The sequence below is a fragment of the Secundilactobacillus muriivasis genome (assembly GCF_054785195.1).
The window spans coordinates 1-23,299 of sequence record NZ_BAABMI010000068.1 but is presented as its reverse complement, the minus strand read 5'-3'; the positions used below and the strand labels follow the sequence as shown (position 1 = coordinate 23,299).

Below are 23,299 nucleotides of genomic sequence, written 5' to 3'. Positions count from 1 at the left end.
TTACCGGAATCGACAGTTTACGCAAGTCACCGCACTTCACAAACTAAACCACAATATGCTTACGTTGGACACAAACGACAGCAAAAAGCACTTAATCGATGAGAACAACCACCGATTAAGTGTTTTTTAATCACCGTTGATGTCGGACGACACCAACGGCTAATTTTCGATTGAATACGTGCACAACCTGGCTGGCTCGCCACGAAACCCATTGATACCGCTCACCGGTCGTGAGTTCAACTGTTAACCCGTGGGGCCAGCGGTTAAATCGAAGTTGGACCCAAACACGACTGATCTGTGCGTAATCAATTTGGACGACTGCTGTGGCGTTGTTGGGACGAAATTCGACGCCCCGATTACCAAGCGTTAACTGACCGGAAACAGTCGTGATTGGCGTTCGTAGCCAATTGGCGCTCACTGTAACTTCGTTAATTGCGTTATACACTGTCGATCTCCTGTTATAGCCCTAGGATGCCACTCCAATAACCCAAGCAGCCAATAACAAATAAACCAATCATCAGCCAAATGGGGTTTACCCGTTTACGAATCAACCACAAGCAACCAAGCGTCAGTAATAGCGGTACAAGTCCCGGTAGGATTTGATTTAAAACGTACTGCATCGATACCCCATTACGCCCGCTACCAACAATCGTCGGAAAGTTAATCACCGTCCAACGTGGGACAACTGCGCCCATAATAAACATCCCCAGTATTGAAGCCCCTTGAGTCAGACGAGGTAAGAGATTGCCGCTTAGGTACTGAGTAATGTTTAAGCCGGAATGGTAGCCCAGCATTTGGGTGTAGCCTCTAAACCCCAACCGAAGTGCATTCCACACAATAAAGAATAGTAATGGGCCGACGATGCCAACCTGACTATTGGCCAAACCAACCGCAAATGCCGCCAGTACCGGCCGAATCGTGCTCCACCAAATAGGGTCACCAACACCGGCTAACGGCCCCATCATGCCAACTTTGACATTGTTAATGTCTTCGGCTTCAATCAAGCCACCATTAGCACGCTGTTCTTCCATGGACAGGACCACGCCCGTAATCGTTGATTGCATGTACGGCATCGTGTTAAAGAACGCTAAATGCCGCTGCATCGCCGCCTGCTGGTCTTTTGGTTGATCGTACAACCGCTTGATTGCTGGCACCATGATGTAGGCAAAGCCGAGATTTTGCATCCGCTCGTAGTTCCACGACCCCTGTTCAAAGCTCGACCGCCAAAAAATACTTACTAAATCGCCCTTCGTTAACCGAACTGGTTCACCCATCTCGCACCTCCCATCATAAGTCTTCTAATTCTCGATCTAAATCATCCAAGTCATCGTCGCCTGAACCTGCCTGTGGTGGTTGCTGCTGCGATGAATAGCTCACTACGATGATCGCAATGGCCAGCCCAATCATGCCTAAGGACAGCATACTCAGGCCCTTAACTGCCGCTAGCGCAAATCCCAGGAAGAAAAACGGCCAGAGTTGCTTAGTTGCCATCATTTGAATCACCATGGCGTAACCTACCACTGCGATAAACCCTTCTGCAACTGCCAGCCCATTGGTGACAAGTGCAGGCACATCCCCCATCAACGATTGAATCAACGATGTTGGGATACACAACAATAACGCAACCGGTACCATGACCCGTAACCCCTGAAGGACCAAACTCAACAAATGTCCTTGGGTAACGCGTTCTAAATGCCCTGCGGCAACGTCTCGTTCAACTCGGTGAACTAACCGAGACACTAACCGCCGAACGAGTACGGTGAGTCCTTGACCAATGAGCGCAAACGGAATCGCCAGCGCAACGCCCACAGCTAACGGTAACTGTGCGGGGCCACAGACTAGATACGCTGGTGCAACGACTGCCAAGGCAACGTCAGGAGACACTGCAGCGCCAATGTTCATCCAGCCCAACGTCACCATTTGCAAACTGCTACCTAATAGAATCCCCGCCGAAATATCGCCCGTGACGATGCCCATCAACGTGCCCGCTACGATAGGTTGTTGAAACGACCATTCATCCAAGATACCGTCTACACCGGCTAGAAACGCCACTATTAAACACCCAATAATTGCTAAACTACTCACGTCACGTCTCCTTCCAGTTACTCGGTACTCATCAATACCGGCCATATAAGCGAAAAAATCCCAATGATTAACGTTCAAATCATCCGGATTTTCCGCTGTTCATTTATCAAATTTAAGTTCATTTAAATCTAGGCAACTGACCTACAGGCCCTTTTGTGCCAATAACGGTTCAATTGCTTGCTGCCGATCAGCTGGCACTTTTTGAGCGGTGACCGCCAAACCAGCTTCCGTTGCTAAGTAGTGCAATGCCGCTGCTTCTGCGCTATCGACCGCAATAGCATCCGTCACGACCGTCATGCCATCTCGGTAAGCCAAGCTCCCAACGTTAATCCCAATTTGTTTGAAATCAACGCCGCCCTTGACCAACGCCACCATATCCTGAGCCGTCTCCGTTAAGAGTAACGCTTTAAATGCGTCAAACCGGGGATCTTGATAAATCTGAAGCATCTTAGCAACCGTAATGACGTTTGCTTTAACGCCAGGTGGTGCCGCCTGCGTAATTAAAGTTTTACGTAACGGATCTTTGGCGACCTGATCAGATACAACGAGGATTCGATTCGGGGTAACCGTTTTAGTCCAAACAGTCGCAACCTGCCCATGCAGCAGGCGACTATCAATTCTCGCTAAGCGAATATCCATTGTCACGCTAAGTCATCCTCCTCATTATCATCGGGCAATTCTAGATGTCGAATGCCTTGTCGGCCACTCTTTTCCAAATGGCTAACCACTCGATCTAGCGGTTGTTCCCGAATGGTGTACGCATCAATCAGCATCGGTAAATTAAGGCCTGATAGTAACGCCATGCGGTCAAAATTTTCGGCAACAATTCGACTAGCAACGTTAAACGGTGACCCACCCCATAAATCGATCAGGAATAACACCTGATCCGTTGGTTCAAAGGTAGCCAGCGCAGTTTGGTATTTACCCAACAAATCATCGGGTCCCTCTTGCGCTTGGAACGTCACTGCTTTAACTTTCGCCTGCTTGCCAAAAATCATGGTTGCTGATTGCAAAATACCAGTGGCAAAGTTGCCGTGACTAGCAATAATAATGGCAATCATGTTGGCGCCTCCTCTTAAAAAATATGGTTAATTTCTGTTCGTTTTACTTTGTTAATAATAGCACATTGTAGCGCTTCCAGCTACCGGTCACGGCACCTTAATCGGTCATCGTGGTGAGCGACACAATTTCATCTGGAAAGGCCAATACATAGTCGGCAGCACTAACGCCGGGCTGTTTTCTGGCGCCCCAAGCTACCAAACCAAACTTCACACCGGCAGCATGAGCAGCTTGTAGATCATACTGAGTATCGCCAATGTAGACAGTCTGAGCCGGATCCGCATCAAGTCGCTTCATCGCCAATAAAATGGGATCTGGCGCCGGTTTGCCCCGCTTCGTATCTTCAAAGAAGACGAACTCACTAAAGTACTGGTCGAGTCCCAGCGGCGTCACATCGCGCTCGAATTCAAACTTCTGCTTCGATGTCATGATAGCAACTTGAGTGCCCGGAACAGCGTTTAATTGCTGCAACATCGTTTCGATGCCATCGTAAACGTGAACTTCTCGTTGAAATGCTGGAATCGCTGCTGCCCATTCACTCAGAATCGGCTGAATCAGTGATTCTGGGACCGCTAAGCGCTTTAAAGCATCTAAACTGGTAATGCCGAAGGTTTCGGCTAACTTCTCGTAAGAATGGTGAATATCGTGCTGACGAAGCACCTGATCTAACGCCTTCATGTACATCGCTTCTGTATCAAGTAATGTGCCATCAATGTCAAAAATAAAAGTTTTCACTATCATCGCTCTTTTCACTTCAAAATAACCTAACGAAAAAGCTCGGAGGATTCAACTTATCAGTCAAATCCCTCCGAGCTTAGATATGCGGCCAAGAGGACTCGAACCTCCACCGGGATTACCCCGACAAGATCCTTAATCTTGCGCGTCTGCCAGTTCCGCCATGGCCGCATCAACAAGAAATAATATACCAGAATTATGCCCTGTTGACAATAGTTATTTGAAGATTATTCAATATTTGTTGAAATTTAGGTGAGTTTAACCGATTTTACTCGGCATTGACCGTCGTTCCTTCACGATCGATGTCAAAGATTCGCAGACTGCCAGCAAGATCCATATCAGTTAATTTTTGACGTAGCGCTAATAATTGTGCTTCCGTCCCAAACGTCGCGATAGTTGGACCGGCACCACTCAAATAAGTGCCGTAAATCCCTAATTCATGAGCGGCTTGCCGAATAACGGGAAGTTCAGGGACCAACGCCGTCCGAACTTTTTCATGGAATTCATCCTTTTCCATCATCTTGCTAGCCATTTCCCAATTACCACTCGCCAGCGAGGCCACAAGTAGATTGGCAACACTGCTCCCAATCACTGCTTGTTTAAGCGGTAACTGTTCTGGCAACACGTTACGACTGTCTGAAGTTAAAAGTGGTTGGTTCTTAATAAACGCCAGAACCTTCAGATTGTCTGGCATCTGCAGTTTCACCGTGGCAGCTGTTTCGCCATCAAAGTCCGCAATCACCACGTCGCCTAACAGGGCTGGGGCAATGTTGTCCGGATGACCTTCCATTTTAGCGGCAATCGTGACCTGTTCGTCAAGTGACAAATTCATTTCACCCAATGCGTTGGCGATTTTTAGTCCGGCAATCACAGCGGTTGAAGAACTCCCCAACCCACGCGCCACCGGAATATCTGACATCACGGTCAACTGGTGTGGTTTGAGATCTGGATTAACGGCCAACGCGGATTTGACGATCAAGTTTGTCTCATCAGTTGGTACGTCAGACCCAAGCGCATGATTGACCCGCCAGCGTTCAGTTTCTTCTTCGATGATAACGGTCAAATACAGGTGAAAAGCCACCCCAATCGAATCAAACCCGGGGCCCATATTGGCCGAAGTTGCTGGTACGCGAATAATAATTTTACCCATTCTCTAGTCCTCCAATACTGGATATGCTGCAATGACTTGTCCCAACCGTTGGGCGCGGTTAATAAACCGCTCCGTTGTTACGGGTTGTGGCAGTTGAATCTCAAAACTGGTGAGCGTTTGATGCGGATCTAATCCCCGAATCGTATCGGGCTGACTCACTTGAACCCCTTCAAACATCAGCTTTAAATTATCGGCTAAGCTGTTTGGGTTCGGTGCGGCAACCAATAGCCAGTAAGTTTGATTGCCCTTCACAATTGCGGGCTTAACTGACGATTGTTTGAGCGCAAATGGTTCGGCCTGGTTGCCACGATCGATTGCTTTACCCACTTGGATCAAGTCCGTCACCACACTGTTACCAGTTGGTAGCTGACCGGCACCGGGACCAACGTACAGCGCCGTTCCGATATTGGTGCTCTTCACCCAAACGGCGTTATTTTCGTTTTTAATTTTTGCCAGTGGCCGATCTTCGTGGATCACCATTGGTGTAATGGCGAGTTGCAGGCCAGCCGGGGTTTGTTTGGAGATGCCCACCAGTTTAAGTTCATAACCTGAAGCACGGGCTGCTCGAACATCGTTAATGTCGAGTTCCCGAATTCCAGTGATGTCAATGTCATCTTGAGCCACTGAGATACCAAACGCCATCTTAGTTAAAATGCCCAACTTGTAGGCAGCATCAAACCCGTCAACGTCATTGGTTGGGTCCGTTTCAGCAAACCCGCGTTCCTTAGCTTCATCTAACGCCTGATCGTACGTCAGCCCCTGTTCGTCCATCTGCGTCAAAATAAAGTTGGTCGTTCCGTTGAGAATCCCGGCAATTTCAGTGACCGGGTCCGCCGTGTACACGGTCCGCAAAGTTTGCAGAATCGGAATACCACCGGCAACACTGGCCTCGTAACGCAGGGTCACGCCATTTTGACTTGCGAGTTCTGCCAGCGGTTCGCCATACTGAGCAATCAGATCCTTGTTGGCCGTTACCACGTGTTTATGCGCTTTTAGTGCCTGTTCGATCAAGGGTTTAGCACCAGCAACCGAGCCCATCACTTCAACCACGACGTCTAGCGTTGGGTCGTTAAATAACTGAGTCGCATCCGTACCCAAAGACACCGTCTGCAAATCAGCATCCCGTTGCCGTTCCGGATTAGCAACAATTGCCTGCGTCACCTCAAACACGAGTCCCGTTTGTTGTTGAATCAAGTCACGCTGGGCCTTTAAGATCCGAACGACACCGCTTCCCACCGTGCCCAAACCGATCAAGCCAATTTTGATTGTTTTCACCATTGCCCCACCTCTTCTAATTCACTTTTTTAATTAATTGTAACCGTCCCCGACAACGACCGCAGACCATCCGATCCAGATTAATTCGTCGCTGGCGTTCGTAAAGCTGACCACATCGTGAGCACCGATAAACGAGGCGCCGTTTCGATGCTCGTTTAACTGGTGGTTCCAGTCTTGGTGCGTACCTTGAACCACCTACTGCTTGTAATAATTGCTTAAACGCGGGCGTCCCGTGTTTGCCAGACTGCCCCGCTAAGTGCAAGTGATAATGACACAACTCATGTTTAATGATTCCAATTAAGGTGTCTTCACCAAATGCCGTTAGCATCTTCGGGTTAATATCAATATGATGGTCATCTAAGTGGTAACGGCCGCCCGTCGTCTTCAACCGCGCGTTAAAAACGGCTCGGTGTTGGAACGGTTTTCCAAACGACGTTAACGATATACGTTCCACTAGCTGTTGTAATTCTGCATCAGTCATCTGGTGCCACCATTGAAAGTTGGATTCGGTGCCGGTCTTCGTCTACTGATAGGACCCAAACCGTGACAATATCGCCCACAGACACCACTGCCGCCGGATTGCGAACAAAGTGCTTGGTCAAGTGCGAAATGTGCACCAACCCATCCTGTTTGACCCCAATATCAACGAAAACGCCAAAATCAACGACGTTACGTACCGTACCCTGCAATTCCATTCCGGGTTTTAAATCAGCCATTTGTAACACATCGGTCCGCAAAATTGGTGCCGGCATCTCATCCCGTAAATCGCGACCAGGACGCTGTAAGCCTGCTAAAATATCGGTCAGCGTTGTGTTACCAACCCCGAATAACTGACTCATCGTGGCTAATTCGGTTGCCGGTAATCCGGTCGGCATTTTTGACGTGCCAACATCGGCTAACGTCACGTTAAGGTGCTTCAAAATCTGCTTGGCCACTGGATAACTTTCCGGATGGATATCCGTGTTATCCAAAATGTTTTTTCCGCCAATGATTCGTAAGAAACCAACCGATTGCTCATAGGCCTTAGGTCCCAGGCGCGGCACTTTTTTCAACTGAACGCGGGTCGTAAACGTTCCAATTTCATCCCGATAAGCCACAATATTGGTAGCGGTCCGGGCGGTTAATCCCGAAATGTGGGTCAATAACTCAACGCTCGCGCGGTTCAAATCGACGCCGACCTGATTAACAGCCGTTTCCACGACCCGGTCCAATTGTTCATCCAACGCACTCTCGGCAACATCATGCTGATACTGACCAACGCCCACCGATTTGGGATCAATTTTAATCAACTCAGCCAATGGGTCTTGTAGTCGCCGACCAATGCTGACAGCGGACCGTTCCTCAACGTTAAAGTCCGGAAACTCCTTGCGCGCAACGCTGCTAGCCGAGTAAACTGAAGCCCCCGCCTCGTTGACGATCGTATACCGGACCGGCCGCTTCATTTGCTTGATCGCATCGGCCACAAACTGTTCTGATTCCCGACTGGCCGTACCGTTACCGATGGCGATCATATCAACCTGATAATCCGTCAATAACTTTAAAAACGCTGGCATTGCGGCTTCTCGATTTTGAGCAGGGGCTGGTTTGTGCGGATAAATGACCTGCTTAGCCAGAAATTTACCGTTACCATCCATAATGGCCAATTTACAGCCTGTTCGATAAGCCGGATCAAAGCCCATTACCACGTGATTTTTAAGCGGTGCTTGCATCAACAAATGGTACAAGTTATCACCGAACACTTGAATCGCATGGGTCTGAGCGCCATCCGTTAGCTCTCGTCGCAAATCACGTTCAATCGCTGGCCCGATAAACCGTTTATAGGCATCTTTATAAGCCGCCGTTACGATCTCAACCGCTGGCCCATGATGGCGCCCAATTAATTGAAAGTTTAAATACTGTAAAATGGCGTCCTCATCAACTTTAATTTTCACCGTCAACACTTTGGCTTTTTCACCGCGGTTGATTGCCAGCGTTTGGTAATGGCTAACCTGTTTTAGTGGCGTTTCAAATTCGTAGTAAAGCTGATAAACGTGGTCGTCATCTAGTGACTCCCCGTTTCGCTTTAACCGACTTGTTAACTGACCATTTCGGGCCGTATACCGCCGAACCCACTCCCGAAATTGTGCCCGCTCACCGATGGCTTCGGTCAAAATTTCGTGTAAGCCAGCGAGTGCCGCTGACACATCAGTAACCTCATCGTTAATAAATTGCTTGGCCTTGGCTTCAATGCCAGTTGTTGGAAACTGCAGTATCCATTGAGCGAACGGCATCAACCCGGCCGCTTTAGCAATTTCCGCCTTCGTTTGTCGTTTTTGTTTATATGGTAAATAGAGGTCTTCAACCTGTTGCAGTTGCGTTGCCGCATTGATCTGCTTGGTTAAGCCTGGCGTCAGGTTACCCTGTTCCGAAATCTGGTTCAGTACCTCACGTTTCCGTTGCTGCAACTTCGTGATTCGGTTGGCCTCGTCTTGAATCTCACGAATGGCGACTTCGTCAAGGTTGCCCGTCATTTCCTTTCGATACCGTGCGATAAAGGGTACCGTATTGTTTTCTGACAGTAACTTCAATGTCGTCTCAACCTGTCGTGCTTTATACTGTGATAGCGTCTGCTTCACACGTTCAACAATCTCTGGTTCCATATCTGACACCCTTCACTAGAATTAATTCATTATACCATGCCACTCGGATTCCCTCACGGCTATCTCATAAAGTTAACCTTTTTCCCATTTAAAAAATCCCAACGGTTACTGACAACCATTGGGATTTTTATTGACGAAGCGGCTGGACCTTTCCTCGTCACTACTATTCAAACGTTACATGACAGTTGACATAATCCGTTGAGCCGCATTGGTTACTTTTTCCATCATGTTTTCTTGTTCGTGTTCTGAGGTATTGAAGGCTTCAACATCAACTGTTTGCTGCTCTGGATCAATCGCATTGACCATTGCCTGACACGCTTCAGCATAGTTACGGTAAGCTGAAACAAGTTGCTTGTGCTTGCCCAAAATGCGAACCGGTACACTTGCTTGTTGTAGTTGGTTAAGGTTTTGCGTATAGGTATCCGTCCCCTTTTGGAACGTTGCTTTAATGGTTGTTAACGTCTCCGTTCCAAGACCAGCAACCTGATCTTGATCAATAGCTTGACGCAATTGTTCAAAATCGGCGTTCATCTCACCACCGGTTTTGTCCGTGTTTTCAATAATTTGCGTTAACACTGGTAAGTAGCTTGACATGTTGTTTGGTTTCATAAAAACTTCCTCCTATTTGAGTAAGCGGCGTTGGCACCACTTCACAATTTCGACGATTGCAATCATTACAACCCCGGCGCCCAATACCGTTCCCCATTGACTGCCGCTCAGCGGTGTTAAGTGGAAGACGGTGTTAAAGCCTGGCACAACGATCGTTGCTGCCAGTAATAAGAACGCGGCTAAAATTGCCCAGTTCAAGGCCCGGTTACGGAATAACCCAACTTTAAAGATTGATTGATGAATCGTCTTTGAATTAAACGCGTGGAACAATTGAATTAAACCTAACGTTGCGAAAGCCATGGTTAACGCATCCGCATGTGCAAGTTCTGCGCTTTGATGCACTGGGAAAGCTAACCCGATTCCGTAAACGCTCAAGGTGATCAGGCCTTCCAAAAGTCCTTGATACAAGACGTTCCCGAAAACGCCACCCGAGAAGAAGTTCGAGCTTCGTCCCCGTGGTTTACGTTTCATAATATCTGGTTCGCCCGGTTCAAGCCCCAGTGCAATGGCTGGGAAGGTGTCCGTTACTAAGTTGATCCATAAAATCTGAACGGGAGCTAAAATTTGCCACCCTAACAGCGTCATGACAAACAGGGTTAAGACTTCCCCAATGTTGGCCGATAAGAGGTACTGAAGGGCCTTTTGAATGTTGGAGAAGACCTTACGTCCTTCTTCCACCGCTACCACAATCGTTGAGAAGTTGTCGTCAGCTAAGACCATATCACTGGCACCCTTTGACACTTCGGTCCCGGTGATGCCCATGCCGACACCAATGTCGGCCGCCTTTAAGGCTGGCGCATCGTTAACGCCGTCACCGGTCATCGCGACGACCTTCCCCTGCTTTTGCCAAGCATTGACGATTCGCACCTTGTGTTCAGGTGCAACCCGCGCATAGACTGAGTAATTTGCCACCCGTTTTTCAAAATCCGCATCCGAAATAGCATCTAATTCAGCTCCAGTGATCACTTGGTCATCATCATCACCATCCGGACTTAAAATGCCCAACCGGCGAGCAATTGCTTGCGCCGTATCTCTGTGGTCACCCGTGATCATAATTGGGCGAATTCCGGCACTATGAGCTTCAGCAACCGCAGCCGCCACTTCTGGCCGTTCGGGATCGATCATCGCAATTAAGCCAATCAAGATCAGGTCCTGTTCGGCATGTTCGCTTGTCAACGGCTCTGGCACGGCATCGAGTGGTCGATACCCAAACGCCAAAACGCGAAGGGCTTGTGTCGCTAACTCGTGGTTAGTTGCCAAGAGTTGTTCACGGTCGGCAGCCGTAATTGGCCGAACTTGACCATGATCCAAGATGCGAGTGACCCGGGTCAATAATTGATCCGGAGCCCCTTTAACGTACTGAACCAGTTGACCATCTGCAGTCTGATTAAACGTTGACATCAACTTTCGCTCAGAATCAAAGGCGATTTCAGCAACTCGTGGGTGGGTTTCAATCACCGTTTGGGCCGCAACGTCATGATCCAAATAATATTGAACCAGTGCGGTTTCAGTTGGATCACCGCCTAAACCAGCATCCGTAAACTTCGTATCGTTGTTCAACATCATTGCTAACGCTAACGGTGAATCAGCTGGTACGTCAGCTACTTTAGCATCAGTTAACGTGCCATCAAGCACCAGCTGTTCCACAGTCATCTTGTTTTGCGTTAACGTCCCGGTCTTATCCGAAGCAATGATATCGGTACTCCCCAACGTTTCAACCGCTGGTAAACGTCGAATCAAGGCTTTACGCTTTGCCATCCGTTGCGTCCCTAACGCTAACGTGATCGTCACGATTGCGGGCAACCCTTCCGGAATAGCCGCAACCGCTAATGAAATGGCTGTCAATAACATATCCACAACGGATTCTTGACCGCGAAGCATCCCAATCAAGAACACCACAACGGCAATTACAAGAATCAAAATCGTCAGCCATTTCCCTAACTGAGTCAAGTTTTCTTGTAATGGCGTCTTCGTTTCTTCTGCGGCATCGATCATGCCGGCGATTCGACCAACTTCAGTCTGCATCCCCGTTGCAATCACGACCCCACTCCCACGACCAGTCGTCACGTTCGTGTTCATGTAAGCTAAGTTTTCCCGGTCGCCTAACGCTAAATCAGCGTCAGTCAACACGTCAGCTCGTTTAGTCACCGGAACTGATTCGCCAGTCAACGCAGATTCTTCAACCCGCATCGTATTAGCTGTAAGTAACCGTAAGTCAGCAGGCACAATATCACCCGCCTCCAAGTGAACAACGTCACCCGGCACCAATTCGTTACTCTTAACAGTCACAACCTCACCGTCACGTTCAACCTGAGCGACGGGCGCTGCCATTTCCTTTAAGGAATTAATGGCCTCCTCTGCTTTGGCCTCCTGAAAAACACCGAATACTGCGTTCAACAACACAACGGCTAAGATAATTAATGCATCAACCATCTCACCAGTCGCACCAGCCACAATTGCCGCTACGATCAGTACTATGATCATAAAATCCTTAAACTGCGCAATGAACTTCTCAATCAACGTTGTTTGACGTTTAGCTGCCAGCCGGTTTTCACCGTACTGTTCCCGTCTTGTCGTTACCTCATCCGTTGTTAAGCCAGATTCCCGAGTTGCCAATTTAGCCAACAGTTCTTGAACCGTTAGCTGATACCATGATTTTTCCGCCATCATAAACCCTCCTGTTTTCGCGGTTACCCACGTCATGTGATCGTTATAAGTCTCACCGTTTAAGACTTCCCCGGAGATTGGTCATCCCTTGCTGACGGGTCAGTCACAGAAGAATCTGCTGGTTACTCCCTCATGGTCGTACACTGTTTGCAACGCCAGTCGCCTTTAATTACGGCAACCAACGTTACTTTGTTTTAACCATCATACCAAATTCATGTAAATATTTTGTAAATGTTTGGTGTCGATTACGTAAAAGATTAAGCTTTCCAGAACGTATCAAACACTGTCACTGGTAAATGACGCTTATGTTGCGATTTCACATACCAGTTCTCAATCGTTTCGGCAGCCTGTTCATCAATCGACTTACCTTCTAGGTAGTCATCAATGTCATCATACGAAACCCCCAAGGCTACTTCATCTGGTAATGCCGGTCGGTCTTCTTCAAGATCGGCGGTTGGCACTTTGGTATAGAGATGGGCGGGGGCCTTCAACGCTTTGAGTAATTGCTTCCCCTGCCGCTTATTGAGTCGCCAGATTGGGGTAATGTCCGCGGCCCCGTCGCCAAACTTGGTGTAAAACCCGGTAATCGCCTCCGCTGCGTGGTCAGTGCCCACAACGGCGCCCTGATTAGCGCCAGCAATCGCAAATTGTGCGATCATGCGTTGACGGGCTTTAATGTTGCCCTTGTTAAAATCGGTAATGGTTTCGTTATTGGCTTCAACCGAAACGACAGCGGCATCGGTCGCCGCTTTGATGTCCACGCGTTCAACCCGATCCGCCTGCATAAACTTGATGGCTGCCATCGCATCCGGTTCATCCGCCTGAACGCCATATGGCAAGCGTACTGCGATAAATTGATAGTCGTCACCAGTTTCGGCCCGCAATTCAGTTACCGCAAGTTCACTCAATTTTCCGGCTAACGTCGAATCTTGCCCACCGGAGATGCCTAACACCAAGGTTTTTAACCCAGTAGTCGTCAGGTAGGACTTTAGAAAATCAATACTTCGGCGAATTTCAGCCTCTGGATCAATTGTCGGTTGAACCTTTAAAGCCTGAATAATTTCTGCTTGCAATGCTCTCATACTTTCGTTGCTCCTTTGTTTGAGACGTGTCCAAGGCTGTGAGTCGTGAGCAACGCTACTCGTTAAAATTAATGGTTTTGACGTAATCGTGAATTGATTTGATCAGGGCCATCTTGTTATCCCAACAATTCTGGGAGAGGTCCACTGGGTATTTTTGCGGATTCAGATCCCGCTTGTATTCTGGCCAAAGTGATTCCTGATTCTTTTGACACAAATCGCGAATAGCCTTCAACTCTGGTTGTTGGTAAACCAAACGTCCTTCGTCAAAAATCGGTTGTAAGATTGGTCGGGCATCAAACGCCGTTACAGTCTTATTGATGTAAGTGTAACTTGGGTGGAACATGTAGAGTTCTTCCGCTTGCCGTGGATCTTCATCCCACAACGCGATGTAGTCCCCTTCAGACTTACCATCCGCCTTCTTGGTGATCCGCCAAACCTGCTTGCGCCCAGGAGTTGAGACCTTTTCGGCGTTATTAGACAGTTTGATGGTATCTTGCATCTCACCTTGATCATTTTCAATGGACACCATCTTATAGACGGCGCCAAGGGCGGGTTGGTCAAATGCCGTGATCAGCTTGGTCCCAATGCCCCAAACATCGATCTTGGCATTTTGCATCTTCAACGACATAATCGTTTTTTCATCTAAATCGTTGGAAGCGTAAATTTTGGCATCCGTAAATCCGGCTTCATCCAATAATTCGCGAACCCGCTTTGATAGATAAGCCATATCGCCTGAGTCAATTCGAACACCTTGGAAATTGATCTTGTCGCCCATTTCTTTAGCGACTCGAATGGCACTTGGCACACCACTCTTAACGGTGTCGTACGTATCCACGAGAAATACGCAGTCGCGGTGCGTTTCTGCGTAAGCGCGGAAGGCATCGTAGTCGTTGCCATAGGTTTGAACTAACGCATGCGCGTGCGTTCCGCTGATTGGAATGCCAAACAACTTCCCAGCGCGAACGTTTGAGGTGGCATCAAAACCACCAATGTAAGCGGCCCGAGTTCCCCAAATCGCCGCATCAAACTCTTGTGCCCGACGTGTCCCAAATTCCATGATGCCGTCGTTACCGGCAACCGAGCGAATTCGAGCAGCCTTCGTGGCAATCAGGGTTTGATAGTTAACGATGTTTAGAACCGCCGTTTCAATTAACTGACAGTCCGCTAACGGTCCCTCAACTTGAATCATCGGCTCGTTATTGAAGACTAATTCGCCCTCAACTGCCGACCGAATCGTTCCCTTAAACTTAAAATTAGCGAGGTAATCTAAGAACGCGGGTGAAAAGTCCTCAGTTTCTTTTAAATACGCAATATCACTTTCCGTAAAGTGACAGTTTTCGATATAATGAATAATGTGTTCAAGTCCCGCAAAAACCGCAAACCCATTTCGGAACGGCATTTGTCGAAAATACACTTCAAAAATCGCACGTTTATCTTGAATGCCTTTTTCAAAGTAAGTTTGAATCATACTTAGTTCATACGCATCCGTATGTAACGTTGTGCTATCATCTGGATACTGCTTTGCCATACTTGCAACTCCCTTGTCTGCTTACCGGTTCCAAAGCTTAAGTTGATCCATTTGGAACACGCTTTTGTTATAGCTACTATTTTATCATTAATCAAGAAGGACGTCATCGAATCAGGCGTTTTCTTTCTATCAGAATAGGTGGTTACTATGTCACAAGAATTTCCAATTGTAAACGTACTCAACGTTCCATTTATTAACGCAACTCAGCAAGCCTTTCTCGATGCTGTTGAACACCGAATCGACATCCGGCAAACAACTTTCGTGGTGACTGCTAACCCCGAAATCGTTATGTACGCCCGGCAGCATCCAAGTTATCAAACGTTGTTGGAAGCGGCCGATTATGTAACGCCCGATGGCATCGGTATCATTAAGGGTGCCGAAATTTTGAAGACCCCGCTCCCCGAACGGATCACCGGCTACGACACCATGTTGGCTTTACTCGCGTGGGGAAACCAACACCAACGCTCCGTTTACTTTGTTGGGGCTAAGCAAGAGGTGATCACCGACCTAAAGCGCGTTGTCGCTGACCGATATCCTCATTTGAAAGTCCTCGGCGCTCGAAACGGCTATTTTGACGATTTCGCACCAATTGCTAACGATATTGCGCAACAGCAACCAGACATGGTTTTCTTAGCCGTTGGTTTCCCAAAACAAGAAGAACTCATTGCCGCATACCAGCACCTCAACCACGGTCTCTGGATGGGCGTCGGCGGTAGCTTCGACGTGCTTAGCGGCCATACCAAACGTGCACCGAAGTTCTTCCAAGAACATCGACTTGAATGGTTTTACCGCCTCATTAGCGAACCCACCCGCGCAAAACGGATGCTGGTACTGCCACGTTATCTGCGCACAGTTAAACGCGAGGCGCGGAAGTTGCGGCAAAAGTAGTAATTCTACTGTCGCTTGTGTCCAGCGTAAGCATCATTGATGTGAGTTTGTGAAATGTGATTTGTGTGAACTGACGATTCCGGTAAGCGACTAGGTTCCTGCTGTGGGGCCGGCCTGAGCCAAAGGGCGGTCTCAGACCTCAAATGTAAGCCTCGCCCAAACCCATGCGAGTCTTACATTTGTCCCCGATGATTGGCGGTTGTCGGAAGGGCACCAACAACCACCAATCATCGCGACACAGCATACACCTAGTCGCTTACCTTCATCTCACATTGCGTAGTTCGGCACTATCGCAGAACATCTCAAAATGCGTTGAACAGCAACGTTATCTTATCAAATCAGCATAAACGTGACGGTTAACTGATGAAGCTCAGCAGTTGGTTCATTGCGGTTACTGAACATTGATCACAATTACTTCTGCAGTTGTCGCGTTATCGTCTAATGTTGCCGGTACACAGTTTCGTCAACTTCAACATGTGACAGCCAACGGTTTTGGCTGCTAACAGCGCACTATGTAGCGGGAGGCGGAGGCGCGCGAGGCTCAGCAGTGTCGGTATGACTTAAGCAGTCGTAGTCCGTGGGGTTCGGGCTGCGAGTGCTTTAGTCATACGCGGGTCCGGAGAGATCCGGCATGGCGGTTCTCAGCCATTCCTAGCTCGTAGGCCCGCCACTGCGTTCCAGCCTCGCATAGCGCCGGAGCCTCCCGCGGTATTCTTCCACTATAGAAAACCAGAATCACTGTACTTCACAAACTACACATGCTTACGCTGGATACAAACATAAGCACATAAAAACCGCCTCACCGGATTTCGGTGAGGCGGTTTTGTTAATCAGGCTACTTTTCAAGGTAAAATTCAAATCGTTCGCCAACATATTGCGTCCGAACGTATTCGAATGGTCGGCCGTCTTGGAGATAAGAGATTTGGCGGAGCCGTAAAATGGCGTCGCCACGTTTGATGTCCAAGAATTCAGCAATGCGTTCTGAGGCCAACGATGCTGAAACCATTTGCTTGGCATGGCCTGGAATCATATTCTTCTTCGTTTCCAGTGTTCGATATAACGAATCCGTCACTTCAGGCTTTGACAGACCATCGACGATTTCAACTGGAATCGTGGCCACTTCAAAACTAATCGGCACATCATCGCCGTAACGCACCCGTTCCATTCGAAGGACTTCTTCGTCATCCTTCAGCTTTAACTTTTCAGCTTCACTTAATGAAGGACTCATAACGTGATACGAGACGGTTTTGCTAGAAGGTTGCTTTCCTTGCGCCAGCATCAGGTCCGTAAACCCGGTCACACCCGACATCTTCTCTTGCACTTTTTGGTTGGCAACAAACGTGCCGGAGCCCACAAAGCGCTCTAAAATTCCCTCTTCAACCAAGGTTTGAATCGCTTGCCGCAACGTCATTCGGCTCACGTTAAATTGAACCGCCAATTCACGCTCTGACGGAATACGATCACCGACGGACCATTTTCCGGCTTCAATCGCTTTTTTGATTTCATTATGAATTTGAATATATACAGGTGATCCCATAGCACAAACGACCTTTCTACGTCACTTACACCTTAGTCGGTCACGATTTGACGACCAAAACTGTAAGTTGTCTCTAAATTGAGGGCCCGGTCAAAGACGTTCAAATCGGCGTCTAGACCTGGCAATAATTTTCCTTTTTGGGTAAGTCCAAATTCCGCTGCTTGGTTAACTGACGCCATTTGAACCGCGTCAGCAATGTCACAGCCCGTAAAGTTGATGATGTTTCTAAAGGCATCATCGAAGCGCAAAACGGAACCAGCCAAGTTACCACTTTCAAGCCGGGCTTGCTTATCCTTAACGATTACTTTTTGACCGCCAAGTTCGCTGACACCCTCTGGCATGCCCTTGGCCCGCATTGAATCTGTCACTAATTCGATCTTTTCTGGCCCCTTTTGTTCATAAGCCAGCTTGATCATGTCTGGTACAATGTGGAACCCATCACAGATCAATTCAGCATACATGTTATCTTCAAGCATGGCATGACCCGTTACGCCAGGTTCCCGGTGCTTAAACTCACGTTGGGCGTTATACAAATGCGTCACGTGAGTTGCCCGACTTGCCAACATCTGGGCCCGAGTTGCGTTACTGTGTCCAACAGATGGCACAATGTTGTGTGCTAAGCAGTAATCTTCAAACTTCTCAGCACCTTGATCTTCTGGTGCGTACGTAATTAATTTAACTAACCCGCCAGATAATTCATTCCAGTGATCAAGTAAGGCAACGTCTGGATCCTTGATGTATTTTTCAGGTTGGGCACCCTTATAAATCGCCGCAATAAACGGTCCTTCAAGGTGAATCCCAGCAATCACTGGATTCTTAGCGGCGGCCTCTTTAATGCCAACCATCGCGTGAGCAATGTTTTCGTTTGACTGCGTCATCGTGGTTGGGAAAACCGTGGTAATCCCTTCGCGCGTCATCAGGTTAACCATTTCATTAATCTGATCAGCATCGCCATCCATCGAATCAAACCCATAACCACCGTGGGTATGAACGTCAATAAACCCGGGGACAATTAGTTTACCATTGACGAAGTGAACCTCATCATTCGCCTGAGCGCGATAATCACTCATGGCACCAACTGCTTCAATTTGAGCGTCAAACCGGATGTAACCATCCAAGATAACCTCTTCACCAGTGTAAATTGTGGCGTGCTTCAACACGATACTCATATATGCATCCTCCTAGATATCAATCAGTATAGGTCAATTATATACTGGTATAGACCATATGTCTAAGGAAGTTGCCTTATTCTGCATTATTCTTTTCGATGGTGGCGTCGATTCCTTTAACGACGGCGGTCATAAAGCCAGCTTCTTCCATGGCCAACAACCCAGCCACCGTACTACCACCTGGTGAAGAAACTTGATCAACGAGCCCAAATGGGTTTTCATCAGACGCTAACACCATCTGAGCAGACCCCATCACCGCTTGCGCAGCAATCTTGGTTGCCTGAGCCTTGGTCAACCCATACTTCACGCCAGCTCGACTTAAACTATCGATAAAGAAGTAGACGTAAGCTGGTGATGAACCAGCGAGCGCAGAGAACGTTGCAAAATCCGCCTCTGGTAACGTCACAATACTACCAATCGAATTAAACAATTGAACTGCGGTATCGTAAGCGGTTCCGGTTAACTGGTCGTTTGCATGAACGGCCGTCATCCCGGCCCCAATTGCCACGTTTAAGTTTGGTAACGTCCGTAAGATCGGTAACTCATAGCCGGCCAATTCTTCTAGTCGCTTTAGGCTCAGTCCCGCCACGATTGAAATCAAGGTGACTCGCTTTGGATCTAATTCGTCGCGAACCTCCTGTAAAACATTAGTTGCGACATTCGGCGTCACTGCCAGTACCAGCAAGTCACTTGCTTGTGCGACAGCTTGGTTACTCGTTGCTGCTTGAACACCGGTCTCTTCGGCAAAGGTCTGGTAGGTGTTGTGCGCACTATGTACTAAAATATCTTGTGCCGCCACATTTCCCGTTTTCAACAGGCCTTTGATGATTGCTTGTGCCATACCACCGACACCAATAAACCCAATTTTCATCATCAGTTCACTCCTCAAACATCATCTTAGTCATAGTTCTATTATAGCAAAAAAAAGCCAGTCACACACCGTGACTGACCTCTTTTTTAGTTGGGCTAGCTGGGTTCGAACCAGCGCATCACGGGATCAAAACCCGTTGCCTTACCACTTGGCTATAGCCCAATAATTAAAATGGAAGGGAGTGGATTCGAACCACCGAACCCGAAGGAGCGGATTTACAGTCCGCCGCGTTTAGCCAGACTTCGCTACCCTTCCAAAAAGACTAAAAACAACATTTATAACTATACAATATCTTGTATAAACAGTCAACCCTTAATTGAGTTGAAATTGGGCTAGCTGGGTTCGAACCAGCGCATCACGGGATCAAAACCCGTTGCCTTACCACTTGGCTATAGCCCAATGATTAATGGACGGGAGTGGATTCGAACCACCGAACCCGAAGGAGCGGATTTACAGTCCGCCGCGTTTAGCCAGACTTCGCTACCCATCCAAAACATTGATCTGTAACAAATCAACTACATTATAATACCAAATTAACAACTCGGACGCAAGCCCTTTTTGAAGCTATTACCGCATTTTAATTCAATTCATCGATTTTTCATGATTTTAAATTCGAGGAATCCAGCTCAACGATGCGGAGTTGGCGTTGCCATTCCGTTAAAAACGAATCCGACTGCCATTCATGCCGACGTTTGGTGCCGTACCCCACTGCCTGATTATAATACGTTGTGCCGTCAATTAGCCGCGGTTGCGTACGTAGATGCATGTGGCCAAATAAGACTCGGTCAACTTTAAACTGAGTTAATAGATTGCCTAATCGCTGACTCCCCATCATTGCATTTGCCATGTTCCAAAATCGGTTATCATCAGTAATGCGTAGGTAAGTCGATTGCGGGACAAAGTGGGTCATAAAAAAGACCCGCTTTTGATCAACCTGCGCTCGTTTTAACTGAGCCGTTACCTGCTCTAAAACAAGATCCGTGCGCTCAGGATCGGTCATGGGTTGCTGAATCGCACTGTCCAACCAATAAGCCCGCTTCCACTGTTCAAACGCTGCAACGTCTTTATCAAGTCCATCAGCAAACGTATAGTCATACCACCCATTGTTACCAATGATTCGCCAATCCGTCCCAGGAACATCGAAAAACTGGTTATGCAGGTAAGTCGGATCTAACGGTTGCTCCAGTTCATCAAACGTTACGCCATTCACCATATCATGATTACCAGCAATAAACCGCACCTGAATCGTTGGTACTGCAGCTTGTAATTGCTGCATGAAGGCTAACGACCGGTCAAAATGATTAAACAGATCTCCCGCAACCAGATAAATACCGACTTGTTGCTGAAGTAACCACGCTGCTTGCTGGCTAATCATCGTTTCAACTGGCACCTGATTAATATCTAAATGTTGGTCACTTGAAAGAGCCACCTTTACCACGTCGATTCCCCGCCTTCATTTGATTACGCAAAAAAAGATGCGCTACGATAATATCGTAACACATCTTTTCTAATAATTGCTTATTGAACACCGGCCATTAGGCGCTTGATTGGCTTAACCATTAAGAACAAGATAATGGCAAAGACAATTGAAACGACCCCAATAATGGTGAAGTACATGACTTCGTTTTCTGGCGTATAGAATTTAACGATTTGTGAGTTAACGGCTTGACCAGCTGAATCGGCCAAGAACCACATACTCATCATTGATGACTGGAACGCTTTTGGCGCCAATTTCGTCGTGACTGACAACCCAATTGGTGAAATCAGTAATTCGGCAATTTCAACGATTGCCCAGCTACCAACTAACCAAAGTGGACTAACGGCTGCGTGTGGGCCAAACATGGCAACGGGAACCACCATGAACAGGTATGAAATCCCGGCAAAAACCATCCCAATCGCAAACTTCGATGGTGATGAAGGTTGCTTCTTACCAAGCTTCGTCCACATCGTGGCAAAGATTGGCGTGTAGATCAAAATGAACAGTGGGTTTAATGATTGATAGTTGGCTGGGTTAATGTTCAAGCCCAAGAAGTGGTTGTTCGTTTGTGATTCCGCGAACAGTGCCAACACAACGGACCCTTGTTCTTCAATTGCCCAGAAGATTGCGGCAGCGATGAACAATGGCACGTACGCCCAAACCCGTGACCGTTCTTGCTTAGTGACCTTCTTGCTCGTTAACATAACGGCGAAGTAGGCAACTGGCGTCAAGACGGCAATGATACTCAATAACGTAATGAACGTGCTGATCGTTAAGGCGTTGAAGACCTCCATGATCAATAAGATTAAGGCAAAGGCGATAACGCCAATCAAGACGCGGAATGATAACTTCTTTGCGTCGCCTGGTTCCAACGGATCATCAGGATACAGAGAATCCTTGCTGAGATACTTGTTACCGCCGTACCAGTAGAAGATCAACCCAATAAACATCCCGATTGCGGCCAATGAGAAGCCGGCGTGGAAGTTAAAGGCACTTTGCATCCCACTAACGGCAAACGGTGCAATCAATGACCCAAGGTTGATCCCAAAGACGAAGATCGTAAACCCAGAATCCCGACGAACGTCACCTTCGTTATATAACGAACCGACCATTTCGGAAACGTTAGGCTTCAATAACCCAGTCCCAATCGTAATTAAACAAATTGAGATAAATAAGGCAACTTTACCAAATGGTAATGCCAAACAAATATGACCAAACATGATCAAAACCCCGCCATAAAAGACGGTCTTTCGACTCCCCCATACCCGGTCACTTAAGAAACCACCAAGCACAGAAGACAAATAAACTAATGACCCGTAAATCGACATGACAGAGGCAGCAAGCCCCTTGTCCATGCCCAGACCACCCTTAGCAATTGAGAAGTACATGTAGTAGATCAGAATTGCTTTCATACCATAGTAACTAAACCGTTCCCACATTTCGGTGAAGAACAACGTTGACAACCCTTTAGGCTGACCAAAGAAGGAACGATCTAACTTTTGTTTCTCTTGGTTATCCAAAAAAATATACCTCCAGACATCTCTCACTCAAGCAATCCCATTTATTTACCAGAGTGACTATTGGGGGTGTCAGCGTCAACACCCTCATAAACTTCTAATTGAAACATATAGCGTATTATACGCCGAAAGCTCGACCAACGCAACGTTGCTCGAGCTTAGATAGGCTTGGGATGATTGATTTTTAAGGGATTCAATTCTCTTAAAATAATTTCAGTCGCTAGTTGGCCTGTATGAGACCTTTCACCCGGCTACCTTATTTTTATCTAATTCTGCCAGGGCGAATTTAACCAGGTTTTCACCGTTTAACCAACCGTAAACATCGTCAGGAATTTGGTGTACGTTTTGATGCAACGTTGTTAATTCATCGTAATGGTAACTGACCTGTGGGGCAACTAACACTAGATCAGCATCGTCAGCACCAGATTGTTTAATGGCTAAATAACTCGTTGCTTCAAACTCAATATCGGCATGGTAAGCTTCTGCCGAGCGTTCTGCCGCCTGCTGTAACAATTCACTAGAAATACCACTACCACATACAATTAATACTCGTGTCATCTTTATAACCCCCTGAAATTAACGCATTTAAACGTTCTTAGTCGATTGACTTAAGAATACCACTAAACATTGTAGACCACAAGTCTGAATTACGGCCATGATTGCACTGATATTGGCGTTTTACTGATATATACCAATTTCAAATTAACTTTATCGCACAAAAAAAGGTTAGTAGCAACTGCTACTAACCTTTCAACGTTTATTAATGCCGGCTGAGGAATTCGAATCCCCGACCCTCGGTTTACGATACCGATGCTCTACCAACTGAGCTAAGCCGGCATAACATAAATATAAAAACTCCGGCAGGCGGGCTCGAACCGTCGACAACCTGATTAACAGTCAGGTGCTCTACCAACTGAGCTATGCCGGAATAATACGCGTGGCAACGTCCTACCCTTGCAGGGGGCGATCCCCCAACTACTCTCGGCGTGCTGAAGCTTAACTTCTGTGTTC

At 47.5% G+C, this 23,299-nt stretch carries 21 protein-coding genes and 7 tRNA genes; 1 reads left to right on the top strand and 27 read right to left on the bottom strand.

What is annotated here, in order from left to right; genetic code table 11:
• Positions 1-130 precede the first annotated feature (130 nt).
• The 15 genes from ACYVR3_RS14095 to ACYVR3_RS14025 form a co-directional block, all read right to left on the bottom strand.
• Positions 131-445, bottom strand: a complete 315-nt coding sequence (locus tag ACYVR3_RS14095) for a hypothetical protein (RefSeq protein ID WP_461244765.1) — start codon at positions 443-445, stop codon at positions 131-133.
• Between the two features lie 13 nt (positions 446-458).
• Positions 459-1,274, bottom strand: coding sequence for a PTS system mannose/fructose/sorbose family transporter subunit IID (locus ACYVR3_RS14090; protein ID WP_461244764.1), 816 nt, complete (start codon positions 1,272-1,274; stop codon positions 459-461).
• 13 nt (positions 1,275-1,287) lie between these two features.
• On the bottom strand, positions 1,288-2,085 hold the full coding sequence (locus tag ACYVR3_RS14085) for a mannose/fructose/sorbose family PTS transporter subunit IIC (protein WP_461244763.1): 798 nt from the start codon (positions 2,083-2,085) through the stop codon (positions 1,288-1,290).
• A gap of 141 nt (positions 2,086-2,226) precedes the next feature.
• On the bottom strand, positions 2,227-2,730 hold the full coding sequence (locus ACYVR3_RS14080) for a PTS system mannose/fructose/N-acetylgalactosamine-transporter subunit IIB (RefSeq protein WP_054736785.1): 504 nt from the start codon (positions 2,728-2,730) through the stop codon (positions 2,227-2,229).
• Positions 2,727-3,146, bottom strand: a complete 420-nt coding sequence (locus ACYVR3_RS14075; RefSeq protein ID WP_054736784.1) for a PTS sugar transporter subunit IIA — start codon at positions 3,144-3,146, stop codon at positions 2,727-2,729. Before ACYVR3_RS14075 ends, ACYVR3_RS14080 begins: the two co-directional genes overlap by 4 nt.
• A 97-nt stretch (positions 3,147-3,243) precedes the next feature.
• A complete protein-coding gene (locus tag ACYVR3_RS14070) occupies positions 3,244-3,879 on the bottom strand; it encodes an HAD family hydrolase (protein WP_461244762.1) in 636 nt (211 codons plus the stop codon).
• 86 nt (positions 3,880-3,965) lie between these two features.
• Positions 3,966-4,050: transfer RNA gene (locus ACYVR3_RS14065), tRNA-Leu, on the bottom strand.
• Between the two features lie 97 nt (positions 4,051-4,147).
• Positions 4,148-5,029 (bottom strand): homoserine kinase, encoded by an 882-nt coding sequence (gene thrB / locus ACYVR3_RS14060; protein ID WP_461244761.1) that lies wholly within the window; start codon positions 5,027-5,029, stop codon positions 4,148-4,150.
• A gap of 3 nt (positions 5,030-5,032) precedes the next feature.
• Positions 5,033-6,307, bottom strand: a complete 1,275-nt coding sequence (locus ACYVR3_RS14055; RefSeq protein WP_461244760.1) for a homoserine dehydrogenase — start codon at positions 6,305-6,307, stop codon at positions 5,033-5,035.
• Positions 6,308-6,320: 13 nt separating this feature from the next.
• The gene (locus ACYVR3_RS14050; RefSeq protein WP_461244759.1) at positions 6,321-6,785 is read right to left on the bottom strand and encodes a SprT family protein; all 465 of its coding nucleotides are present in this window, start codon (positions 6,783-6,785) and stop codon (positions 6,321-6,323) included.
• Positions 6,778-8,943 carry a Tex family protein gene (locus ACYVR3_RS14045; protein ID WP_461244758.1) on the bottom strand — a complete coding sequence of 722 codons (2,166 nt, stop codon included), beginning with the start codon at positions 8,941-8,943 and terminating at the stop codon, positions 6,778-6,780. The genes ACYVR3_RS14050 and ACYVR3_RS14045 overlap by 8 nt, the downstream gene beginning before the upstream one ends.
• Positions 8,944-9,117: 174 nt before the next feature.
• Positions 9,118-9,552 (bottom strand): hypothetical protein, encoded by a 435-nt coding sequence (locus ACYVR3_RS14040; RefSeq protein ID WP_461244757.1) that lies wholly within the window; start codon positions 9,550-9,552, stop codon positions 9,118-9,120.
• 12 nt (positions 9,553-9,564) lie between these two features.
• Positions 9,565-12,219, bottom strand: coding sequence for a cation-translocating P-type ATPase (locus ACYVR3_RS14035; protein ID WP_461244756.1), 2,655 nt, complete (start codon positions 12,217-12,219; stop codon positions 9,565-9,567).
• A gap of 257 nt (positions 12,220-12,476) precedes the next feature.
• On the bottom strand, positions 12,477-13,301 hold the full coding sequence (nadE, locus tag ACYVR3_RS14030) for an ammonia-dependent NAD(+) synthetase (protein ID WP_057152265.1): 825 nt from the start codon (positions 13,299-13,301) through the stop codon (positions 12,477-12,479).
• 55 nt (positions 13,302-13,356) lie between these two features.
• Entirely contained in the window at positions 13,357-14,829 is a 1,473-nt protein-coding gene (locus ACYVR3_RS14025) for a nicotinate phosphoribosyltransferase (protein ID WP_461244755.1), read from the bottom strand.
• A 147-nt stretch (positions 14,830-14,976) separates the two neighbouring features.
• On the opposite strand from ACYVR3_RS14025, the gene ACYVR3_RS14020 reads away from it, so the two are divergent.
• Positions 14,977-15,717: a WecB/TagA/CpsF family glycosyltransferase gene (locus ACYVR3_RS14020; RefSeq protein ID WP_461244754.1), complete on the top strand. Its 741-nt coding sequence runs from the start codon at positions 14,977-14,979 to the stop codon at positions 15,715-15,717.
• An 835-nt stretch (positions 15,718-16,552) separates the two neighbouring features.
• Here ACYVR3_RS14020 and ACYVR3_RS14015 read toward each other — a convergent pair.
• The 12 genes from ACYVR3_RS14015 to ACYVR3_RS13960 form a co-directional block, all read right to left on the bottom strand.
• Positions 16,553-17,254: a GntR family transcriptional regulator gene (locus ACYVR3_RS14015; protein WP_054736772.1), complete on the bottom strand. Its 702-nt coding sequence runs from the start codon at positions 17,252-17,254 to the stop codon at positions 16,553-16,555.
• A 32-nt stretch (positions 17,255-17,286) separates the two neighbouring features.
• Positions 17,287-18,423 carry an N-acetylglucosamine-6-phosphate deacetylase gene (gene nagA / locus ACYVR3_RS14010; protein ID WP_461244753.1) on the bottom strand — a complete coding sequence of 379 codons (1,137 nt, stop codon included), beginning with the start codon at positions 18,421-18,423 and terminating at the stop codon, positions 17,287-17,289.
• Positions 18,424-18,499: 76 nt separating this feature from the next.
• Complete coding sequence (proC, locus tag ACYVR3_RS14005) at positions 18,500-19,294, bottom strand: pyrroline-5-carboxylate reductase (RefSeq protein WP_054736770.1); 795 nt, start codon at positions 19,292-19,294, stop codon at positions 18,500-18,502.
• 90 nt (positions 19,295-19,384) lie between these two features.
• Positions 19,385-19,456, bottom strand: a tRNA-Gln gene (locus tag ACYVR3_RS14000).
• Between the two features lie 10 nt (positions 19,457-19,466).
• A tRNA-Tyr gene (locus ACYVR3_RS13995) sits at positions 19,467-19,549 on the bottom strand.
• Between the two features lie 72 nt (positions 19,550-19,621).
• A tRNA-Gln gene (locus ACYVR3_RS13990) sits at positions 19,622-19,693 on the bottom strand.
• Between the two features lie 8 nt (positions 19,694-19,701).
• Positions 19,702-19,784: transfer RNA gene (locus ACYVR3_RS13985), tRNA-Tyr, on the bottom strand.
• Between the two features lie 108 nt (positions 19,785-19,892).
• Positions 19,893-20,732 (bottom strand): metallophosphoesterase, encoded by an 840-nt coding sequence (locus ACYVR3_RS13980; protein WP_461244752.1) that lies wholly within the window; start codon positions 20,730-20,732, stop codon positions 19,893-19,895.
• Positions 20,733-20,812: 80 nt separating this feature from the next.
• Entirely contained in the window at positions 20,813-22,291 is a 1,479-nt protein-coding gene (locus tag ACYVR3_RS13975) for a peptide MFS transporter (protein WP_461244751.1), read from the bottom strand.
• 240 nt (positions 22,292-22,531) lie between these two features.
• Positions 22,532-22,846 (bottom strand): PTS sugar transporter subunit IIB, encoded by a 315-nt coding sequence (locus ACYVR3_RS13970; RefSeq protein WP_054736768.1) that lies wholly within the window; start codon positions 22,844-22,846, stop codon positions 22,532-22,534.
• A gap of 206 nt (positions 22,847-23,052) precedes the next feature.
• A tRNA-Thr gene (locus ACYVR3_RS13965) sits at positions 23,053-23,125 on the bottom strand.
• Between the two features lie 18 nt (positions 23,126-23,143).
• Positions 23,144-23,216 (bottom strand) — tRNA-Asn (locus ACYVR3_RS13960).
• Positions 23,217-23,299 lie beyond the last annotated feature (83 nt).

Bases quoted from the DNA above. Each gene is read 5' to 3' on its own strand.
- ACYVR3_RS14090 (WP_461244764.1), bottom strand. From the start codon at position 1,274: ATGGGTGAACCAGTTCGGTTAACGAAGGGCGATTTAGTAAGTATTTTT.
- ACYVR3_RS14075 (WP_054736784.1), bottom strand. From the start codon at position 3,146: ATGATTGCCATTATTATTGCTAGTCACGGCAACTTTGCCACTGGTATT.
- thrB (WP_461244761.1), bottom strand. From the start codon at position 5,029: ATGGGTAAAATTATTATTCGCGTACCAGCAACTTCGGCCAATATGGGC.
- ACYVR3_RS14055 (WP_461244760.1), bottom strand. From the start codon at position 6,307: ATGGTGAAAACAATCAAAATTGGCTTGATCGGTTTGGGCACGGTGGGA.
- ACYVR3_RS14050 (WP_461244759.1), bottom strand. From the start codon at position 6,785: ATGACTGATGCAGAATTACAACAGCTAGTGGAACGTATATCGTTAACG.
- ACYVR3_RS14045 (WP_461244758.1), bottom strand. From the start codon at position 8,943: ATGGAACCAGAGATTGTTGAACGTGTGAAGCAGACGCTATCACAGTAT.
- ACYVR3_RS14040 (WP_461244757.1), bottom strand. From the start codon at position 9,552: ATGAAACCAAACAACATGTCAAGCTACTTACCAGTGTTAACGCAAATT.
- ACYVR3_RS14035 (WP_461244756.1), bottom strand. From the start codon at position 12,219: ATGGCGGAAAAATCATGGTATCAGCTAACGGTTCAAGAACTGTTGGCT.
- nadE (WP_057152265.1), bottom strand. From the start codon at position 13,301: ATGAGAGCATTGCAAGCAGAAATTATTCAGGCTTTAAAGGTTCAACCG.
- ACYVR3_RS14025 (WP_461244755.1), bottom strand. From the start codon at position 14,829: ATGGCAAAGCAGTATCCAGATGATAGCACAACGTTACATACGGATGCG.
- ACYVR3_RS14020 (WP_461244754.1), top strand. From the start codon at position 14,977: ATGTCACAAGAATTTCCAATTGTAAACGTACTCAACGTTCCATTTATT.
- ACYVR3_RS14015 (WP_054736772.1), bottom strand. From the start codon at position 17,254: ATGGGATCACCTGTATATATTCAAATTCATAATGAAATCAAAAAAGCG.
- nagA (WP_461244753.1), bottom strand. From the start codon at position 18,423: ATGAGTATCGTGTTGAAGCACGCCACAATTTACACTGGTGAAGAGGTT.
- proC (WP_054736770.1), bottom strand. From the start codon at position 19,294: ATGAAAATTGGGTTTATTGGTGTCGGTGGTATGGCACAAGCAATCATC.
- ACYVR3_RS13970 (WP_054736768.1), bottom strand. From the start codon at position 22,846: ATGACACGAGTATTAATTGTATGTGGTAGTGGTATTTCTAGTGAATTG.